The organism is Rhodanobacter sp. LX-99, assembly GCF_018599185.1.
Taxonomy (GTDB): Bacteria; Pseudomonadota; Gammaproteobacteria; order Xanthomonadales; family Rhodanobacteraceae; genus Rhodanobacter.
The window spans coordinates 702,387-721,074 of the sequence record NZ_JAHFVL010000001.1 but is presented as its reverse complement, the minus strand read 5'-3'; the positions used below and the strand labels follow the sequence as shown (position 1 = coordinate 721,074).

Sequence of the window (18,688 nt, the reverse complement as noted above, 5' to 3'; positions counted from 1 at the left end):
GAGTGGTGTCGTCTGGCCGCGCCGTCGGGTCCCCCCCGGAACGCGGGCATGGCCGTTCACGCTAGGTCAAACGTCATGGGTGGCACAGTGTCAAAGGTCAGGGGTGCCGTGGCTGCCAGTGGACTGGACAGGCGCCGAGAAATGCTGCAGCTGTGCGGCGTCCAAGCGAAGCACGGGGTAGGCGCCGACGTGCTGGGCGGCGTACCAGGGCGAGCGTTCGAAGAAGAACGCCAGCCGGGCGCGGGAGTCGGCGGCGAAGGCGGGATCGTCGTGCAGCCTCTGCGCGAATGCGGCCTTCAGCGCCGGGTCCTTCGCCAGCATGTCGCGCGCCAGCTGCTCGACCACGCGCGGCTCGCCGTACTCCTTGGCCTCGAACACCGCGTTGAGATAACCCCAGCGCAGCAGCGAGTCCGGCGCCTGCGGTTCGAGCAGTTCGATCGCCACGTTGGCGGCACGCTGATCCAGCGGCACGACCACCGAGCCGGCCGGCAGGGTCACCTCGCGCGGTACGGCGTGCAGGCTGAAGTCGCGCAGCATCAGGTGGCCTTCGAACGGCTTGTCGGCCCACTTCGGGTCGTCAAGCTGATAGCCCTCGGCGCGGAGCGTCTGCGCTCGTTCGGTGCGACGATAGCGGATGCCGTGGGCATCGAGCCTGTCGATGACCGCAGTCCACTGCGCCGGCACCACGTAGGCGGCCGGCGGGGCGATCGACAGGTCCGGCAGCAGGCCGTTCCAGTTGTCGATCGTGTAATTCTTCGGCTGTTCGGGGTCGTAGCGGATCCACTCGCTGTTGGAAATGTCGCTGTGGCTCAGCGTGAACGCGTAGCCCTTGAGTTCGAACTTCGTCGGTTGCGGGTCGGGCTTGAAGGTCAGCGCCACGCGCGCGTTCGCATCACGGGCACGGGCAATGGTGTCGGCATCTGCCTTCGCGGTGGCGGCGAGCAGGGCGGCGGGGTGCGCGCCGATCTGCTCCAGCATCAGCTCGACCAAGTCGTAGACGGCGCGCACGCGGTTCGCGTACGGCTTCAGCATGTGCGTCTCGATCAGCAGCGCGGGGCGGTTCTGCAGCGCCGCGTAGCCGGTGGAGAAGCGCGGGCCGGAGCCGAAGTTCACTAGCCCCAGGCGCGGGTCGCGGCCGTCCTTGAACTCCAGGTAGATCGAGGCGAGGTGGCCGCGCTTCTCGTACGCCGGCATCGCGTGATTGACGATCGCATCGCGTTGCCAGGCACTCACCGCCGGGTCGAGCTTGTGCGGGTCCTCGGTGTACCAGGTGAGGTCGTACTGGTAGTCGGCGCCGTCGGTGGTGTGCACGTCGATCAGGAAGTCCGGCAGCCAGCGCTGCCACAGCTTCAGCCACGCGCGCATTTCCGGCGCATCGGCTTTCACGTAGTCGCGGTTGAGGTTGAGGTATTGCGACTGGCCGCGGAAGCCCATGCGCTCCGGACCGTTCTGGTTGATCCGGTGGTACGGCGAGGAGTTCTCGTGGCCGTCCACGCTGAACACCGGGATGTAGACCAGCACCACATGGTCGAGCAGGTGCGGGTATTTGCCCGTGACTGCGATATCGCGCAGCAGCATCAGCCCAGCGTCCTTGCCCTCGATTTCGCCGGGATGAATGCCTGCCTGCAGCAGCACCACGGGTTTGTGCGCGGCGCGCGCGGCGGCCGGGTCGAACGTGCCGTCGCCGCTGGCGATCACCACCGTCATCGGCCGGCCTTCAGGCGTGCTGCCGAAGGTGTCGAGATGAATCACGCCCGGCGCGGCCCGCTGCAGCCGCTGCAGATAGGCCAGCGTGTCGGCGTAGCTGGGCGTGGTGCGGAAGTGGGCGGCTTCAGCCGGAGTGATCCAGTCGGTCGCGTCCGGGCCAGTCGCATGGGCGGACGTGACGGCAACGCCAAACAGGAGGGACAACACGACGCGGCGCAGGCTCATGCAGGGTTCCCGGTTTCGTCGCGGCGCGGCAGCGCAGGCGAGGCGGGCAGCGTATCGGGCGCCACCGCGCCGCCGGAAATGATGAAAGCCATCGCCTGGTCCATCGTCCAGTCGGTCGGCGTGAGTTCGTCCAGCGGCACCACTTCCAGGTAGCCGCCGGTGGGGTTCGGCGTGGTCGGGATGTACACCGCCGCCATCTCGCGGCCGCTGCCCTCCTCGATCATCACCCGGGTGACGAAGCCGACCACCTTCATGCCCTTGCGCGGGAAATCCACCAGCACCACGCGCTGCACCCCGGACGGCTTGTTCTGCAGCACCGCCATCAGCTTCTTGGTGCCGCCGTAGATCGTCTGCACCAGCGGAATGCGCGCCAGCAGGCCGTCGAACGCGTCGAGGAAGCGCTGGCCGATCACCCGGTTGGCGATGAAACCGAGCAGGTACAGCGCCGCCAGCGTCACCAGCAGCGCCACGATGAAGGTCAGCCACTCCATCTTCAGCGATTCCGCAGTGTGCGGCGCCACCAGCGCCAGCGCGTTCAGCAGCCCGGCCACCATCGGCGCGCCGATCCCGGCCAGCAGCCCCAGCACGAACTTGAACACCAGCCAGGTCACCCACAGCGGAATGAAGGTGAGCAGGCCAGTCAGCAGATAGCGTTTGACGCGCAGGCGGGGCATGAAGTGGTCCGTGGCGGTGGGATCGTCCGCATTGTAGGCGAGGGCGGTTGTGCTGCGCCCGGGCACGAGGTTCCAGCGCGGCGTTACCTTCCCACAGTCGTCATTTCGGTCGAAGGCCCGCCCGCCGCAGCACCCTTCCACACCCGTCATGCCTGCGAAGGCAGGCATCGCACTTCATCCGTCATGTCTGCGGCGGCCGGCCCGCCGCAGCGCCCTCTCATACTCGTCATGCCTGCGAAGGCAGGCATCGCACTTCGTCCGTCATGTCTGCGGCGGCTGGCCCTCAGCAGCGCCCCTCTCATACTCGTCATGCCTGCGAAGGCAGGCATCGCACTTCATCCATCATGTCTGCGGCGGAGCCTGCAGGCAGAGCAAGAGCTTTCGTGCGCCTGCGGCGCCCGAGTTACTTTCTCTTTGCGGCTCAAAGAGAAAGTAACCAAAGAGAAAGTGACTCGCCCTCCGAAGGAGGACGAAAGCTCTTGCCGTTCCGGGATAGTCGAGGCGAAGACCGCCGCCAGCGTCATCGCGGTACGGCGTCGTCCATTACCTACACGACATCGCGTCCCAAGCCCGCAGCGGCCGGTTGCTACCCTCCTCGCGCCGTCAATCCGGCGGCTTGCGACGTAACAAGGAGTGTTCCCATGTCCAATGACAATCGAATTTCGGCGGTGCTGTCGGACGAGCAGGTGACTTCGGTGCAGGATGCGCTGGCGGCGATCCGCGCGGCGCTGCCGTTTCTGGTGACGCTGGCGGCGCAGGAGCGGCAGGCTTTGCCGCGGCTGGGGCCGAAGTCGGTGGGTTTCGACGAGAAGTGCGTGACCTACATGGCGAACCGGGCGCAGTTCGTGCCGGGTTTCGTGGATCTGGCCGAGGTGCAGAAGGATCGCGCCCTGCGCAGCCAACTGCTGCGCTTCGCGGCGGAGCTGCAGACGCTGGCCGCCAGCGTGAACGACACGTTGCAGTTGGTGGCCAGCGAGGTGTGGATGGCCGACCTGGCCTACTACCAGAGCGTGCGCGAGGCGGCCCACCGCGGCCGTGACGGCGCGCAGGACGTGTACGACGACCTGCGCCAGCGATTCCCCGGCCCGCGCGGCAACCGTGCGGCGCCGGAACCGGCGGCGGCCTGAGTCGCGAACCCCGGCGGGGCGGTCGCCGACCGCGCCGCCGGGGCTTTGCAGGTCGGCACGGACCTGCGCTACCGCGGCAGCGCGGTTCGCTACCCCGGCGCTGCGCTTCGCTACATCCTCGTCGACCTTCCGAACCTCCTCGCCGACCTCCGCCACGTCCTCGCCGGGGTTGCCGACCGACGGACCGACCCCGACGAGCTCCCCGTCGGCCTGGCGAACCTCCCGCTCGACCCGCGGAACCTCCTCGCCGCGGTTCGCCACCTCCCCATCGAGGTTCGGAACCTGCCGCTGCCGTGCCGCATGCCCTGTGATTATTTTCCGTACCCTGCGAATCATGGGGTGAACCGCGAGGAAGCAGGCGTCCATGACCGGCAGACAACATCAGCAACGTTTCGAGTCGCTGCTGCACGAGCATCGCGGGATCGTGTTCAAGGTGGCCGGCCTGTACAGCCGCAGCGCGGCCGATCGCGACGACCTGGTGCAGGAGATCGGCGCGCAGCTGTGGCGTTCGTTCGGCGGCTACGACCCGGCGCGGGCGAAGTTCTCCACCTGGATGTACCGCATCGCGCTGAACGTGGCGATCTCGCAAGCGCGGCGCTGGCCCGATGCCGACCGTTTCGAACCGTTGGACACGCATCACCTGGAAACCGTGGGCGGTGGCGAACCGATCGCCGAACAGGACGAACGACTGGCCGCGCTGTACGCCTTCATCGGCCAGCTCGATCCGCTGAACCGCGCGTTGATCCTGCTGTACCTGGAAGACCGCAGCTACGCCGAGATCGCCGACGTGCTCGGCATCAGCGAAACCAACGTGGCGACCAAGCTCGGTCGCATCAAGCAGAAGCTGCGCGGGCAGATGATCGCTGCGCAGGCCACCGGAGCATGACGATGGAACTGGACGAGATGAAACAGGCATGGGCGCGCATGGACCTGCGCCAGGACGGCATGGAGGCGCTGCTGCGCCAGGATTTCCGCGAGCGGCGGATGGAAAAGACCCGCGCGTCGATGCGCTGGAGCCTGTTGTGGCAAGCGATGGAGATCGCGGCGTGGCTCGCCTTCGTGGTGTTCGTGGCCTCGTTCTGGGTCGATCATCGGCACACCATGCACCTGCTGGTGATCGGCCTGCTGCTGCATGCCTACGGCATCGCCGCGATCTGGTCCACGGCCACACAGCTGTTTCTGCTCAGCCGCATCTATCTGTTCGATGCGCCGGTACTGGTGCTGCAGCGGCGGCTGGCCCAGCTGCGGCGCTTCCGCTTCTACAGCACGCTGGCGCTGGGCCTGCCGTGGTGGTGCCTGTGGCTGCTGGCGACCACGGTCGGGATGGTGTGGCTGTCCGGCGTGGACCTGTATGCGGCGGCGTCGCCCGGCTGGTTCTGGGCGACGCTGGGAGTGGGCGTGCTCGGCATCGGCTTCAGCCTGTGGTTGGCGCGTCGCCTGGCCGGTCGTCAGCTCAGGTCGCCGACATGGCGACGCCTGGTCGAGGACATGAGCGGCCGCAGCCTGCTGCGGGCGTCGCGCCAGTTGGAGGAGATCGCCCGCTTCGAGCGGGAGTGACGTGGCCTGTAGAAGGCGAAGCGCGAAGAACGCGGGCCAAGAGCGCCTCCTCACTCCAGCCTTCTCCCCTGGGCTGTGCCCGGGGGAGAGGGGGCACGCTCAGGATCAGCGCGCCTTCGGCTTCAGCCGCACGTAGATCTGCTTGCGCACGATCGCGATGACTTCGCCGGAGGCGGTCTTCACTTCGGTCTCGAACCAGCGCAGCACTTTCTCGCCGCCGGCGGCGGCCGCGCGCAGTTCGTCGACCACGGCCGGCTCCAGTTTGAAGTGGGCGTAGACGTCCTCGCGGCCCGGCGCGACGAAGTCGATCGTGCCGGCCTTGTCCCAGACGTAGTAGTCGCTGCCGAGCTGGTGCATCGCCAGAAGCATCCAGAACGGGTCGACCATCGCGAACAGGTTGCCGCCGAACTGGGTGCGCACGTAGTTGCGGTTCCACGGGCGCAGCCGCAGTACCACCCTGGCTTCGCTGTAGTCGTCGTTGAGCGACTGGATGCGGATCGAATTGCACAGGAACGGCGGCCACAGGTTGACCAGCCGGCGGAAAGTCGATGCGCGCATGCGGAACTCGTTCGGGGGAGGAAAGGGCCTGATCTTAGCCGAACGTACGTAAAGGTATGGAGCCGCGCCGGGTATTCAGAACAGCAGCGAAGCCATCCGTCGCCGGTAGCGGCCGACCAGCTCGGCATCGTCGAGCGTGGCGAAGGCGGCGAGCAGGCGCTTCTTCGCCTGGCCCTCGTTCCAGTCGCGGGCTTTCTGCAGGATCATCAGGAATTGCTCGAGGCCGGCGGCGGCGTCGCCTTCCAGCAGCAGGCGCACGCCGAGCTGGTCGCGCGCGGCCCAGTCGTTTTCGTCGGTCTGCACGCGCTGCTGAAGTTCGGCCACGGTGGGCGCGTCTTTCACCGCGTGGGCCAGGTCCAGTTCGCTGCGCAAGCGCACGGCGCGGGCGTCGGTGGCGAGGTTCGCCGGCAGCGCGGCCAGCTCGGTTTCGGCGGCGGCGACGTTGCCGGCGTGCATCAGCGCCAGCGCCAGGTCGAGTTTCAGTTCGGGCCGGTCCGGAGCGGTGGCGATCGCCTGCTGCAGCCGGTTGATCGCCTGCTGCGGGGTTTCCGGCACGGTTTTTTCTTCGGCGAGTTCGGCCGGCGCCTCCAGCGGCTGCACGTGGCGCGACAGGAACTCGCGCAGCTGGCCTTCCGGCAGTGCGCCGGTGAAGCCGTCGAGCACCTGGCCGTCCTTCACCAGCACTACCGTGGGAATGCTGCGGATGCCGAACATGCCGGCCAGTTCCTGCTGGGTGTCCACGTCGACCTTGCCCAGCCGGAACGCGCCGTTGTATTCGGCGGCGAGTTTTTCCAGCATCGGGCCGAGCGTCTTGCACGGCTCGCACCAGGTGGCCCAGAAATCCACCAGCACCGGCGTGGCCAGCGAGGCCTGCAGGACGTCGGCTTCGAAAGTCTGCTGGTCCACGTCGAAGACGTGGGAAACGGTGGCGGCATCGGTCACGGGAAACTCCAGCTCGGCAGGTGCCGGTTCAGATCGGGGCGTCGCCCAGCATATCAAGCGGCGCGTTCACGATAGATTTGCGAGAATCCACGGATCGTCACGCCGAAGCAAGGCACCGGCTGCATGGGCATGAGCTCACCTGAAGCGCTGTTGATCTGCGAGCACTGCGACACGGTTTACCGCCGGCGCACGCTGGCGCGCGGCGACGTGGCGCGCTGCGCACGCTGCGAGGCGGAGCTGGAGCGTCATCACGCGCTGAGCGTGAACGCGATGCTGGCGTTGATCCTGACCGCGATGATCGTGTTCGTGCAGGCGAACATGTGGCCGATCGTGACGCTGGGCCTGAGCGGCCAGCAGAGCAGCACCACGCTGTGGGGCATGATCCTCGCGATGTGGCGCGAGCAGGCCCAGGTGGTTTCGGTGCTGGTCGCCGCCACGCTGTTCTTCTTCCCGCTGCTGAAGATGCTGATGCTGGGCTGGCTGCTGTGGTTCGCCCGGGCCGGGCGGCGCGCGCCGGGCTTCGTGCGGCTGATGGTGATCCTGCATTACCTCGGACCGTGGACGATGAGCGAGGTGTTCGTGCTGGGCGCGCTGGTGGCGATCGTCAAGGCGCACACCTATTTCGACGTGATGCCGGACCCCGGCATCTACGCGTATGCGGCGCTGACCCTGCTGATCACCATCTTCGCCGGCGTGGACCTGCGCCAGCTGTGGGACGATGTGCCGGAGGGGACCGCGTGAGCGCCTTGCCGCGCGCCAGCGAGCTCGGCCTGATCGCCTGCACGGTCTGCGGGCTGGTGTGCCGCAACGTGCCCGGCGACGCGCGGCTGGATGGCGACGGCGTGGGCGACGACATGGCGTGCCCGCGCTGCGGCACCACCCTGCACCGGCGCAAGCCGGACAGCTACGTGCGGACCTGGGCGCTGCTGATCGCCGCGTTCATCCTGTACATCCCGGCCAACGTGCTGCCGATCATGCGCACCGCCAGCCTCAACGACGTGGACGACAACACCATCATCAGCGGCGTGGTCGAGTTGTGGCGCGCCGGTTCGCCGAACCTGGCGATCATCGTGTTCACCGCCAGCATCGTGGTGCCGATGCTGAAATTCCTGGCGCTGGGCACCTTGCTGGTGAGCAGCCAGCGCGGCAGCGGCTGGGCGCGGGTGCAACGTGCAAAACTCTATCGGCTGGTCGAGCTGATCGGCTACTGGTCGATGCTGGACGTGTTCGTGGTGGCGTTGCTGACGGCGCTGGTGCGTTTCAGCGTGTTGAGCCTGGTGGAACCGCTGCCCGGCGTGATCTTCTTCGGCCTGACCGTGGTGCTGACCATGCTGGCCTCGATGAGTTTCGACCCCCGCTTGATCTGGGATGGCAAGGATACCGATGACTGACGACAGCCACATCGAACACGGTCCGCCGGGCGGCGACGAACTGCCGCGGCCGGTGGTGAAGCGGCGCCGCTTCAATGCCTCGCTGATCTGGCTGATCCCGGCGCTGGCGGCGCTGGTCGGCCTGTCGCTGGTGATCAACAACTGGCTGCAGGCCGGGCCGCAGATCACCATCAGCTTCCAGAGCGCCGAGGGGCTGGATGCCGGCAAGACCCCGGTGAAGTACAAGAACGTGGTGATCGGCCGGGTCAACAAGATCCATCTCAGCGGCGACCGCAGCCACGTGCTGGTCAACGTGGCGCTGGAGAAAAGCGCCGAGAGCTTCGCCAGCAAGGACACGCGCTTCTGGGTGGTGCGCCCGCGGATCGGGCTGGGCGGGGTGTCCGGCATCGACACCCTGCTGTCGGGTGCGTTCATCGGCGCCGACGTGGGCGACTCCAACGAGTACGAGGACGAGTTCCAGGGGCTGGAGGCGCCGCCGTCGGTGAACCACGGTGCGCCCGGTCGCAGTTTCACCTTGCACAGCGACGATCTTGGTTCGCTCGATATCGGTTCGCCGGTGTACTACCGGCGCATCCAGGTCGGCCGGGTGGCGTCCTATCAGCTGGACAAGGACGGCAAGGGTGTCTCGCTGCAGATCTTCGTCGACGGCCCCAACGACAAGTTCGTCACCCGCTCCTCGCGCTTCTGGAACGCCAGCGGCGTGGACGTGTCGATCGGCGCGAACGGGCTGAAGCTCAACACGCAATCGCTGGCCACCGTGCTGGCCGGCGGCGTGGCGTTCCAGGATCCGCCCGGGCCGCACGACGGCACGCCGGCGCCGGAGGACAACGAGTACAAGCTGTTCGGCGACCAGGCCACGGCGATGGCGCCGCCGGACGGTACCCCGCACTACATCCGCATGCGCTTCGAGCAGTCGGTGCGCGGGCTGGCGGTGGATGCGCCAGTGGAGTTCCTCGGCATCAACATCGGCAAGGTAGTGTCGGTGCGGCTCGACTACGACGAGCAGAAGCAGCGCTTCCCGGTGCTGGTCGGCGCGGTGGTCTACCCGCAGCGTCTGGGCGCCGCCTACGACAAGCTGGAGGCGCTGGCCAAGGCGCACGGCGAGAATCCCGACCTGTCGCGGATGATCGGCCGCCTGGTCGATCACGGCCTGCGTGCGCAGGCGCGCACCGGCAACCTGCTCACCGGCCAGTTGTACGTGGCGCTCGACTTCATACCGAAGACGCCGAAGGTGGCGTTCGACCCGAACGCGAAACCGTTGACCATCCCGACGGCGCCGGGCAGCTTCGACAAGCTGCAGGAGCAGATGGCCGGGATCGTGGACAAGCTCGACAAGGTCCCGTTCGACAGCATCGGGCGCAACCTGGACCAGACCCTGGCCGGGCTCAACCGCACGCTGAAGCAGGTCAATGGCGAAACGCTGCCGGCGGTCAGGGACACCCTGCACGGCGTGCAGCGGACCATGGGCACGGCGAACGATGCGTTGGCCGGCGACTCGCCGCTGCAGCAGAACCTGGGCGCCACGCTGGAGCAGGTGCAGCGCATGGCGCGTTCGCTGCGCGTGCTGACCGATTACCTGGGCGGCCATCCGGAGTCGCTGATCCGCGGCCGTCGCCCGGACGCGAAGCCGGCCGACGTGAAACCCGTCAACACCACGCCAGCGGCGATCCAGCCGGTGCAAGGGAGCAAGCCATGATTCGTATCGCAAGGCATCTGTGGATCACGGCTGCCGGCCTGCTGCTGGCGGCCTGCGCCTCGGCGCCGCTGCACTACTACACCTTGGTGGCGCCGGCGGACGAAGCGTCCGAGGCATCGGCTGCGCCATCGCTGCCGTTCGAGCTGCTGGCGGTCGGCGTGCCGGCGCAGGTCGACCAGCCGCAGCTGGTGGTGCGCGAAGGTGGGCAGGGCGTGGCCATGCTCGGCAGCGAGCGCTGGATCGCCCCGCTCGGCGACGAAGTACGCAGCGCGCTGTCGGCCGACCTGGCGCGCGAACTGCACAGCGCCGACGTCAGCGGCCTGCCCGGCAACGGCAAGCCGCTGCTGCGGATCAAGCTGGACGTGCGCCGGTTCGACTCCGCGCCCGGCAGCTATGCCTTGATCGAGGCCGCCTGGAGCGTGCGCCTGCTGCATGGCGCCCGGCCCGCCGCGCTGGCCTGCACCAGCCGCGTCAGCGAAGCGGTGGGGCCGGGTTACCCCGCCCTGGTGCAGGGCCATCAGCGCGCGATCGCTCGGCTGGCGGCGCAGATCGCCACTGCGGCGCGGGCGCTCGGCGACGGCCAGGCGCCTGCCTGCCCGCTTGGCTGAAGGCCACCAGCTTGGCGCCCGGCCTGCGCTGGGCTAGTCTGACCAGTTCACTCAGCCGGCTTGGGCCGGCTCGCACCAACCGCACAACGGCACCGGAATCATGCAGGACATTCAAGCCCCGACCTCTCCCGAACAGGATGAAGCCGCCTATCGCCCCCAGGCAGTGGAAGCCGCCGCGCAGCGGTACTGGAATGCGCAGCGCGCCTACGAGGTGAAGGAGGACGCGTCGCGGCCGAAGTTCTACTGCCTCTCGATGCTGCCGTATCCGTCCGGCGCGCTGCACATGGGCCACGTGCGCAACTACACCATCGGCGACGTGATCAGCCGCTACCAGCGCATGCAGGGCAAGAACGTGCTGCAGCCGATGGGCTGGGACGCGTTCGGCCTGCCGGCGGAGAACGCCGCGATCAAGAACCACACCGCGCCGGCGAAGTGGACCTACGCGAACATCGACCACATGCGCAGCCAGCTGCAGTCGCTCGGCTATGCGATCGACTGGAGCCGCGAGTTCGCCACCTGCCGCCCGGACTATTACCGCTGGGAACAGCTGATGTTCACCCGCCTGCTGAAGAAGGGCCTGGCGTACCGCAAGAACGCGGTGGTGAACTGGGACCCGGTCGACCACACCGTGCTGGCCAACGAGCAGGTGGTCGACGGCCGCGGCTGGCGCTCCGGCGCGGTGGTGGAGAAGCGCGAGATCCCGCAGTGGTTCCTCAAGATCACCGACTACGCGCAGGAATTGCTGGATGGGCTGGACGCGCTGCCGGGCTGGCCCGACGCGGTCAAGACCATGCAGCGCAACTGGCTGGGGCGCAGCGAGGGCCTGGAGATCCACTTCGCGGTGGAAGGCGAGAGCGAACCTCTGAGCGTATTCACCACCCGCCCCGACACCTTGATGGGCGTCACCTTCGTCTCGATCGCCGGCGAGCATCCGCTGGCGCACAAGGCGGCGCAGGGCAACCCGCAGCTGGCGGCGTTCCTCGACGAATTGAAGCACGGCGGCGTGTCCGAGGCCGAACTGGAAACCCAGGACAAGCGCGGCATGGCCACCGGCCTGTTCGCGATGCATCCGATCACTGGCGAGAAGCTGCCGGTGTGGGTCGCCAATTTCGTGCTGATGGGCTACGGCACCGGCGCGGTGATGGCGGTGCCCGGCCATGACCAGCGCGACTTCGAGTTCGCGCACAAGTACGGCCTGCCGATCAGGCAGGTGATCGCCGCCGGCGACGAGAGCTACGACGCGTCGACGTGGCAGGACTGGTATTCCGACAAGACCCGCGCCGACATGCGTGTGGTGAACTCCGGCGCGATGGACGGCAAGGACTACCGCGCCGCGTTCGACCATATCGCAGGCGTGCTCGAGGCCGCCGGCAAGGGCCAGCGCCGGGTCAACTGGCGCCTGCGCGACTGGGGCGTCAGCCGCCAGCGCTACTGGGGCTGCCCGATCCCGGTGATCTATTGCTCTGCCTGCGGCGCGGTGCCGGTGCCGGAGGATCAACTGCCGGTGGTGCTGCCCGAGGACGTGGCGTTCTCCGGCGTGCAGTCGCCGATCAAGGCCGATCCGCAGTGGCGCAAGACCACCTGCCCGCAGTGCGGCGGCGCGGCCGAGCGCGAGACCGACACGTTCGACACCTTCATGGAGTCGAGCTGGTACTACGCGCGCTACACCAGCCCCGGCGCGGAGGCGCAGATCGACGAACGCGCGAACTACTGGCTGCCGGTCGACCAGTACATCGGCGGCATCGAACACGCGATCATGCACCTGCTGTATTTCCGCTTCTATCACAAGCTGCTGCGCGACGCCGGCATGGTGCATTCGGACGAGCCGGCGCGGAACCTGCTGTGCCAGGGCATGGTGATCGCCGAGACGTTCTACCGCGACAACGCCGACGGCTCGAAGGACTGGATCAACCCGGCCGCGGTCGAGATCCGTCGCGACGACAAGGGGCGCGTGGCCGGTGCGGTGCTCAAGGCCGACGGCCAGGGCGTGCACATCGGCGGCACCGAGAAGATGTCGAAGTCGAAGAACAACGGCATCGACCCGCAGACCATGGTGGACAAGTACGGCGCCGATACCGTGCGCCTGTTCTCGATGTTCGCCGCGCCGCCGGAGCAGTCGCTGGAGTGGAGCGAGGCCGGCGTCGAGGGCATGGCGCGCTTCCTCAAGCGGCTGTGGCGCGAGGTCACCACGCATGCGGCGGGTCCGGATCATGCAGTGACCGATCCGTCCGCGCTGGATGCGGGCCAGAAGGCCCTGCGCCGCCAGCTGCACGAGACGATCCAGAAGGTCAGCGACGATTTCGGCCGGCGCCACGCGTTCAACACCGCGATTGCCGCGCTGATGGAACTGCTGAACGCGCTGGGCAAGTTCAACGACCAGAGCGAGCAGGGCCGCGCGGTGCGCCACGAGGCGCTGGAGGCGATGGTGCTGCTGCTCAATCCGGTGGTGCCGCACGTCAGCCATGCCTTGTGGCAGGCGCTCGGCCACGCCGAATCCGTGCTGGAAGACCAGCCGTGGCCGCAGGTGGACCGGGCCGCGCTGGTGCGCGACACGGTCACCCTGGCGGTGCAGGTCAACGGCAAGTTGCGCGCTACCATCGAGCTGGCCGCACAGGCTTCGAAGGAAGAGGCCGAGGCGCTGGCGCTTGCCCAGCCGCAGGTGGCGCACTTCCTGGAAGGCATGGCGGTGCGCAAGGTCATCGTGGTACCCGGCAAGATCGTCAACATCGTCGCAGGATGAAATCCATGAGCTTCATGAAAGCGCGCCGCCTGTTCCAAGCCTCGCTGCTGCTGGCCACGGCGCTCGCGCTGGGCGCCTGCGGTTTCCACCTGCGCGAGAACGCGACCCTGCCGCCGGAGATGCAGCGGGTGCACCTCACCGTCAACGGCGGCGGCGAGCTCGAGCGCCACCTTGCCCGTGCGCTGCAGACGTCCGGCGTCACCGTCGAGGACGACAGCGGTGCGGGCATCGCCGAACTGCGCGTGCCGGTGGCGGCCTTCAGCACCGAGACGCTGAGCGCCGGCGGCTACGTGCGCATCACCGAATACGCGGTGCGCTACCAGGTGCAGTTCGACGTCACCGATGCCGCCGGGCAGGTGCTGGTGCCGCGCCAGCGCATCGACATGTCGCGCGAGTACAGCTACGACGCCAGCAACACCGTCGGCAACGCATCGCAGGTCGAGGAGATCCAGCGCAGCCTCAACGACGACATGGTGCAGGCGATCCTGTTCCGCCTGCAGGCTGCCGGCCAGCACGAGCTGGCGGCACCGGCAAGCGCCGCCAGCACGCACTGATGCCGCTCAGTCCCGGCCAATGGCAGAAGGCGCTGGCGGCGGACAGCCTGCAACCGGTCTACCTGCTGGCCGGCGAGCAGCTGCTGGTGCTGGAGGCCGCCGATGCCTTGCGCGCGCAGGCGCGCAAACTGGGCTACAGCGAGCGTGAAGTGCTCGAGGTCGGCCAGCATTTCGACTGGAACGACCTGGCCCGCGCGGCCGCCGGCATGTCGCTGTTCGCCACCCGCCGGCTGATCGACCTGCGCCTGCCCACCGGCCGTCCCGGCATCGACGGCGCCAAGGCGATCGGCGCGTTCTGCGCCGACCCGCCGCCGGACGTCACCTTGCTGGTCACCGCGATGGAGTGGAGCAGCAAGCATGACGGCGCCTGGAGCAAGAAGCTCGACGCCAGCGGCACGATGGTGGTGTTCAACTCGCCGCGACCGGACCAGTGGAGCGCGTGGATCGGCGCGCGGCTCGCCTCGCGCGGCCTGTCCGCCACGCCCGATGCGGTGGCGCTGCTGGCCGAACGCGTCGAAGGCAACCTGCTCGCCGCGGCGCAGGAAGTCGACAAGCTCGCCGTGCTGCACGGGCAGGGCCGCGTCGATGCCGCCGAGATGGAAAACCTGGTGGCCGACAGCGCCCGCTACGACGTGTTCAAGCTCACCGACGCCGCCTTCGTCGGCGACGGCGCGCGCGCCTTGCGCATCCTCGCCGGCCTTCGCTCCGAAGGCGACGAACTGCTGGCGCTGATGGGCTGGCTGGTGAACCAGCTGCAGCTGGCGTTGCGCCTGGCCAATGCGCCGGACCTTGCCGCGCAGATCCGCGCCGAACACCTGTGGCAGGCGCGCGAGACCCTGTTCCGCCAGGCCCTGCGCCGCGCCCCGCGCGAGCACTGGCTGCAATGCCTGGCCCGCGCCTCGCGCATCGACCGCATGGTCAAGGGCCGCGAGCAGGGCAACCCGTGGCAGGAAGCCGAACGCTTGATCGCCGCGATCGCCGAACCGCGCGCGGCGCGGGCGCTGGCGTGAAGCCGCTGGCGCTGTTCGGCGGCACCTTCGATCCGGTGCACCTGGGCCACCTCAGCGTGGCGTGGGAAGCGGCCGAACTGCTCGACGCCGAAGTGCGCCTGCTGCCGGCCAGCGTGCCGCCGCACCGCATGCCGCCACTCGCTTCGGCGGCACAGCGCGTCGCGATCCTGCGCGCCGCGCTGCACGGCCAGTCGCGGCTCACGCTCGATACGCGCGAACTGGATCGCGCCGGCCCGTCCTGGACCATCGACACCTTGCACGAGCTGCGCGCGGAGCAGGGCGAGCGCCCGCTGGTGCTGCTGCTCGGTGCCGATGCGTTTGCCGGCCTCGCCAGCTGGCATCGCTGGCGGGAACTGTTCGGGGCGGCGCACATCGGCGTGCTGAGCCGGCCGGGGATTTCCGCCGACCTGCCGGACGAATTGGAGCGCGAGGTAGCCGGACGGCGCATCGCCGACACAGCAGGCCTGCGCGGGCTGCCCGCGGGCAAGGTTATCGAACTGGCGGTGACCCCGCTGGAAATTTCCGCCACGCGCATCCGCGAACTGCTCGCTGCCGGCCGCGATCCGCGCTACCTGCTGCCGGCGGGATTGTTCGACGATCCCGCACTGCTGGCGCCGTATCGGCACCTGATCGCGTAGACGCCGCGCTCAGACGCCGGCCAGTTGCGCCGTCACGTCGTTGATCGAGGCGCGGATGCGGGCGCTGAACACCGAGTCTTCGTGGTGGATCAGCAGCAGCCGTTCGGTGGCGCGGGTCATCGCCACGTAGAGCAGGCGCGCCTCGTGCGCCTCGTCTTCGCCGGGCTTGGGCATCATGCCCAGGTGGGGAATGATCACCAGCGGGAATTCCAGCCCCTTGCTGGAGTGCATGCTGACCAGCTTGATGCAGTCCCTGACCACGAACAGCGCGCCCTTGCCGCCCTTGTCGTCGGCCAGCCGACAGGCCAGGCCGGCCTGTTCCAGCGCCGCGCGCAGCTTGTCGCCCTGCCAGTTGAAGCGGTAGATCACCGCGATGTCGTCGAGTGGGCGGCCGTGCGCCAGTTCGTCGCGGATCTGGCTGACCAGTACCGCCAGCTCGGCACCGGCGCTGTCGACGCGGATCAGCTCCGGCACCGCACCGCGGCGGCCGGCGCTTTCCGGTGCGACCAGCGGCACGCCGTCCTCGTCGCCCGCGTCCGCGCGCAGCAATTCGTCGGCGAAGCTGCGCGCGACCGAGAGGATTTCCAGCGTGTTGCGGTAGTTGAGCTTGAGGATGGTGGTGCGGCCCTGCGCCTGCACGCCCAGGCTCTTCCAGGTGAACTTGCGCCGATCCGTGCGGCCGTTGATGTTCTGCGCGTCGTCGTACAGCACCAGCAGCGAGTTGGTGTCCGGGTCGATCATCTGCACGATCAGCTTGTACCAGTCCGGCTCGAAGTCGTGGCCTTCGTCGACCAGCACCGCGCCGTACTGGAAGCGCGGGATCTGGCCGCGCTCGACGCCGTCGATCACCCGCTGCACCATCTGTTCGAAGAAGTCCGCGCTGCCCTGCGCGGGCAGGTCCACGTGGTAGGCCGTGAGCATCTTGCGGCACCACTTGTGGAAGTTGTAGACCTGCACTTTTTCGCTCAGCCCGCGCTCGCCGAGCAGCTGGTCGAGCCGCGCCGCCAGCGTCTTGTTGTAGCAGAGCACCAGGATCGGCTTGGCCAGTTCGCGCGCCAGCTGCATCGCGCGGAAGCCCAGGATCATGGTCTTGCCGGAACCGGCCACGCCGTGGATGATCCGGTGCTCGCCGCCGAGCGAACGGGCGAGCTGCTCCTGCTGCGCGTCCATCACCTTGACCAGGTCGGGGATCTGCAGCGGCCGCGCGGCGGCATCGGCCGGCTGGTCGAACAGGCCGAACTGGCCTTCGCCGGGCGCCACCCGGATCTCCGGGAACAGGTGCCAGCGCACGCGGTCGATCTGCGGCAGGGTCAGCGCCACCGGGAACACCTGCGGGAACATCGCCCACAGCCGTTCCTGGAAGGCCTCGGGTTCGACCGTGTCGTAGATCTCGTCGCGGCAGATGGCGAGATGCTCCGGAATCACCGCATCGAGCCCGCCGTCGACGAACTGCTTGCGGCTGATGTTGGCCAGCACCACGCCCCACGCCCACGGCATCAGCAGCTTGCCGGCGTGGCGGCTGGAAGGCGGATGGCGCAAGGCCGGATCGCGTTCCAGCACCACGCCGATCTCCAGCGCATACGCGCGCGCCTGCAGCAGCGGGTTGTTCTCCTTGACCAGGCCGCGCTCGGTCACCAGGGTGAACTGGGTGCCGTCGGCGTGCTGGATGGTTTCGGCCTTCCAGTCCTTCACCTCCAGCACCAGCATGCCGCGGCGCGGGTGGAACACCACGAAGTCCGGGCGCCGCTGCTTCAGCCCGACCGGCACGTCGTACCACAGCAGGTAGTCGTCCTCGAGCTTCTGTTCCAGCCGTTCGGAGAAGCGCTTTTCGCCGCCGGTCATCCTGGGCAGACAATGGTTGCGTGTCGGAATGAGGGTGGCCATGCGGAGTCCGGCGGGTCGTATCCGCCGAAAGTAGCGAAACGCGGCCGGCTGTCAACGTTCAAGTCCCGGCCGCGATGGCCGATACTCCCGGGTCAACCGCCCGACTTGCCGAACGGCCTGCGCAGCCGAGGGCATCCCCGAGTCAGCGAGGAGCACACCGATGCCCATCGACATGGCCACCCTGGCACTGATGGGGGCTGTCCAGGCCCTGCTGATGGCGGTGATGCTGTGGACCTCCACCGGCAGCTATTCCGGCGTGGCGCGGGCCAGCCTGCGCCTGCGCGCCGGCGCGCTGGTGCTCGAGGCGACGGCCTGGGTGCTGCTCGGCCTGCGCGGGCAGGTCGGCGACTGGCTCTCGATCCTGGTGGCGAACGCCGTCATGCTGGTCTCTTACGCCATGACCGTGCACGCGCTGCGCATGCTGCTTGGCGCGCCGTCGCGGCTGCGGGTGGTGGCGATCGCCAGCGTGGCGGGCTGGCTGGCGATCGCCTGGTTCGCGTGGGGCACGGCGAATTTCCAGGTCCGCGTGCTGTGCGCCTCGCTGGTCATCCTGCTGGACCTGGCGCTGTTGATCGCGCCGTTGTGCGGCAGCCTGCGCCGGGGCGGCTCGGCGGCCCAGCGGGTGCTGCTGTCCACCCTGGCCGTCGCGGTGGCCATGGTGCTCTGGCGCAACGCCGAGCCGCTGCTGTCCAGCCAGCCGGCGGGAGGCCTGCTGGCACCCACGCCGATCAACACGGTCTACATGATGTTTTCCGCCATGCAGCCGCTGTTCACCAGCATCGGCTTCCTGCTGCTCTACAACGAGACGATGCAGGCGGAGCTCCGGTCGCTGGCGCGGACCGACCCGCTGACCGGCGTGAACAACCGGCTGGCGCTGGTCGAGGCGATCGGGCATGCGCTGGATGCCGCCGCCGGGGATGGCCGGCCGCTGGGCGTGTTGATGCTCGACGTCGACCACTTCAAGGCGGTGAACGACCGTTTCGGGCATGGCGGCGGCGACAGGGTGCTGCTGTCGCTGGTGGAGCGCATCCAGCGCGTGCTGGGCCGCGACGACGTGCTCGGCCGGGTCGGCGGAGAGGAATTCGTGGTGCTGTCGCCGGGCGGCGGCCTGCGCCGGACGCGGGCGCTGGCCGAGCGGATCCGCGCCGAGGCCGAGGGCATGCAACTGGTGTTCGACGGCCATGCGCTCGGCATGACCGTGTCGGTCGGCGTCACCGAGGCGGCGCCCGGCGAGCGCGACGTGACGGCGCTGCTGCAGCGTGCCGATGCGGCGCTGTACGCGGCCAAGCGTGCCGGCCGCAACCGCGTGGTGGCGACCGGGGACGTCGTGCCGGCATCGCTGCCGGCGCCGGCCTGAACCGGGCCGTGGCCGCGATG

The 18,688-nt window shown here is 68.6% G+C and carries 17 protein-coding genes; 12 read left to right on the top strand and 5 right to left on the bottom strand.

Going from position 1 to position 18,688, the window contains the following annotated elements; translation table 11 throughout:
• Positions 1–90 precede the first annotated feature (90 nt).
• Together KK131_RS03510 and KK131_RS03505 are read right to left on the bottom strand one after the other, a co-directional pair.
• Complete coding sequence (locus KK131_RS03510; RefSeq protein WP_250887132.1) at positions 91–1,932, bottom strand: M14 family metallopeptidase; 1,842 nt, start codon at positions 1,930–1,932, stop codon at positions 91–93.
• Positions 1,929–2,606 (bottom strand): DUF502 domain-containing protein, encoded by a 678-nt coding sequence (locus KK131_RS03505; RefSeq protein ID WP_214555343.1) that lies wholly within the window; start codon positions 2,604–2,606, stop codon positions 1,929–1,931. Before KK131_RS03505 ends, KK131_RS03510 begins: the two co-directional genes overlap by 4 nt.
• Positions 2,607–3,247: 641 nt before the next feature.
• Between KK131_RS03505 and KK131_RS03500 the strand changes: the two genes are divergently transcribed.
• The 3 genes from KK131_RS03500 to KK131_RS03490 all read left to right on the top strand — a co-directional run bounded on the left by KK131_RS03500 (position 3,248) and on the right by KK131_RS03490 (position 5,290).
• Positions 3,248–3,733, top strand: coding sequence for a hypothetical protein (locus KK131_RS03500; protein WP_214555342.1), 486 nt, complete (start codon positions 3,248–3,250; stop codon positions 3,731–3,733).
• A gap of 364 nt (positions 3,734–4,097) precedes the next feature.
• Positions 4,098–4,619, top strand: coding sequence for a sigma-70 family RNA polymerase sigma factor (locus KK131_RS03495; RefSeq protein WP_214555340.1), 522 nt, complete (start codon positions 4,098–4,100; stop codon positions 4,617–4,619).
• Complete coding sequence (locus KK131_RS03490) at positions 4,616–5,290, top strand: hypothetical protein (protein WP_250887133.1); 675 nt, start codon at positions 4,616–4,618, stop codon at positions 5,288–5,290. The genes KK131_RS03495 and KK131_RS03490 overlap by 4 nt, the downstream gene beginning before the upstream one ends.
• 105 nt (positions 5,291–5,395) lie before the next feature.
• Here the strand turns inward: KK131_RS03490 and KK131_RS03485 are convergent, their stop codons facing one another.
• Both KK131_RS03485 and trxA read right to left on the bottom strand, forming a co-directional pair.
• The gene (locus KK131_RS03485) at positions 5,396–5,848 is read right to left on the bottom strand and encodes a DUF4442 domain-containing protein (RefSeq protein WP_214555338.1); all 453 of its coding nucleotides are present in this window, start codon (positions 5,846–5,848) and stop codon (positions 5,396–5,398) included.
• Between the two features lie 75 nt (positions 5,849–5,923).
• Positions 5,924–6,790 (bottom strand): thioredoxin, encoded by an 867-nt coding sequence (gene trxA, locus KK131_RS03480; protein ID WP_214555336.1) that lies wholly within the window; start codon positions 6,788–6,790, stop codon positions 5,924–5,926.
• 123 nt (positions 6,791–6,913) lie between these two features.
• Between trxA and KK131_RS03475 the strand changes: the two genes are divergently transcribed.
• From KK131_RS03475 to nadD, 8 genes are all read left to right on the top strand, one after another.
• Positions 6,914–7,531, top strand: a complete 618-nt coding sequence (locus tag KK131_RS03475; RefSeq protein WP_214555335.1) for a paraquat-inducible protein A — start codon at positions 6,914–6,916, stop codon at positions 7,529–7,531.
• On the top strand, positions 7,528–8,181 hold the full coding sequence (locus KK131_RS03470; protein WP_214555333.1) for a paraquat-inducible protein A: 654 nt from the start codon (positions 7,528–7,530) through the stop codon (positions 8,179–8,181). The genes KK131_RS03475 and KK131_RS03470 overlap by 4 nt, the downstream gene beginning before the upstream one ends.
• Positions 8,174–9,877, top strand: a complete 1,704-nt coding sequence (locus KK131_RS03465; protein WP_214555331.1) for an MlaD family protein — start codon at positions 8,174–8,176, stop codon at positions 9,875–9,877. The genes KK131_RS03470 and KK131_RS03465 overlap by 8 nt, the downstream gene beginning before the upstream one ends.
• The gene (locus KK131_RS03460) at positions 9,874–10,485 is read left to right on the top strand and encodes a PqiC family protein (protein WP_214555329.1); all 612 of its coding nucleotides are present in this window, start codon (positions 9,874–9,876) and stop codon (positions 10,483–10,485) included. The genes KK131_RS03465 and KK131_RS03460 overlap by 4 nt, the downstream gene beginning before the upstream one ends.
• A 100-nt stretch (positions 10,486–10,585) precedes the next feature.
• Complete coding sequence (gene leuS / locus KK131_RS03455) at positions 10,586–13,225, top strand: leucine--tRNA ligase (protein ID WP_214555327.1); 2,640 nt, start codon at positions 10,586–10,588, stop codon at positions 13,223–13,225.
• Positions 13,226–13,230: 5 nt separating this feature from the next.
• The gene (gene lptE, locus KK131_RS03450) at positions 13,231–13,779 is read left to right on the top strand and encodes an LPS assembly lipoprotein LptE (RefSeq protein ID WP_214555325.1); all 549 of its coding nucleotides are present in this window, start codon (positions 13,231–13,233) and stop codon (positions 13,777–13,779) included.
• Positions 13,779–14,789, top strand: a complete 1,011-nt coding sequence (holA, locus tag KK131_RS03445) for a DNA polymerase III subunit delta (RefSeq protein ID WP_214555323.1) — start codon at positions 13,779–13,781, stop codon at positions 14,787–14,789. The genes lptE and holA overlap by 1 nt, the downstream gene beginning before the upstream one ends.
• Positions 14,786–15,427, top strand: coding sequence for a nicotinate-nucleotide adenylyltransferase (nadD, locus tag KK131_RS03440; protein WP_214555321.1), 642 nt, complete (start codon positions 14,786–14,788; stop codon positions 15,425–15,427). The genes holA and nadD overlap by 4 nt, the downstream gene beginning before the upstream one ends.
• Before the next feature lie 9 nt (positions 15,428–15,436).
• Here the strand turns inward: nadD and KK131_RS03435 are convergent, their stop codons facing one another.
• The gene (locus KK131_RS03435) at positions 15,437–17,311 is read right to left on the bottom strand and encodes a 3'-5' exonuclease (protein WP_214555319.1); all 1,875 of its coding nucleotides are present in this window, start codon (positions 17,309–17,311) and stop codon (positions 15,437–15,439) included.
• Between the two features lie 160 nt (positions 17,312–17,471).
• Here KK131_RS03435 and KK131_RS03430 point away from each other — a divergent pair, with 160 nt between their 5' ends.
• Positions 17,472–18,668 carry a GGDEF domain-containing protein gene (locus KK131_RS03430; RefSeq protein WP_214555318.1) on the top strand — a complete coding sequence of 399 codons (1,197 nt, stop codon included), beginning with the start codon at positions 17,472–17,474 and terminating at the stop codon, positions 18,666–18,668.
• Positions 18,669–18,688 lie beyond the last annotated feature (20 nt).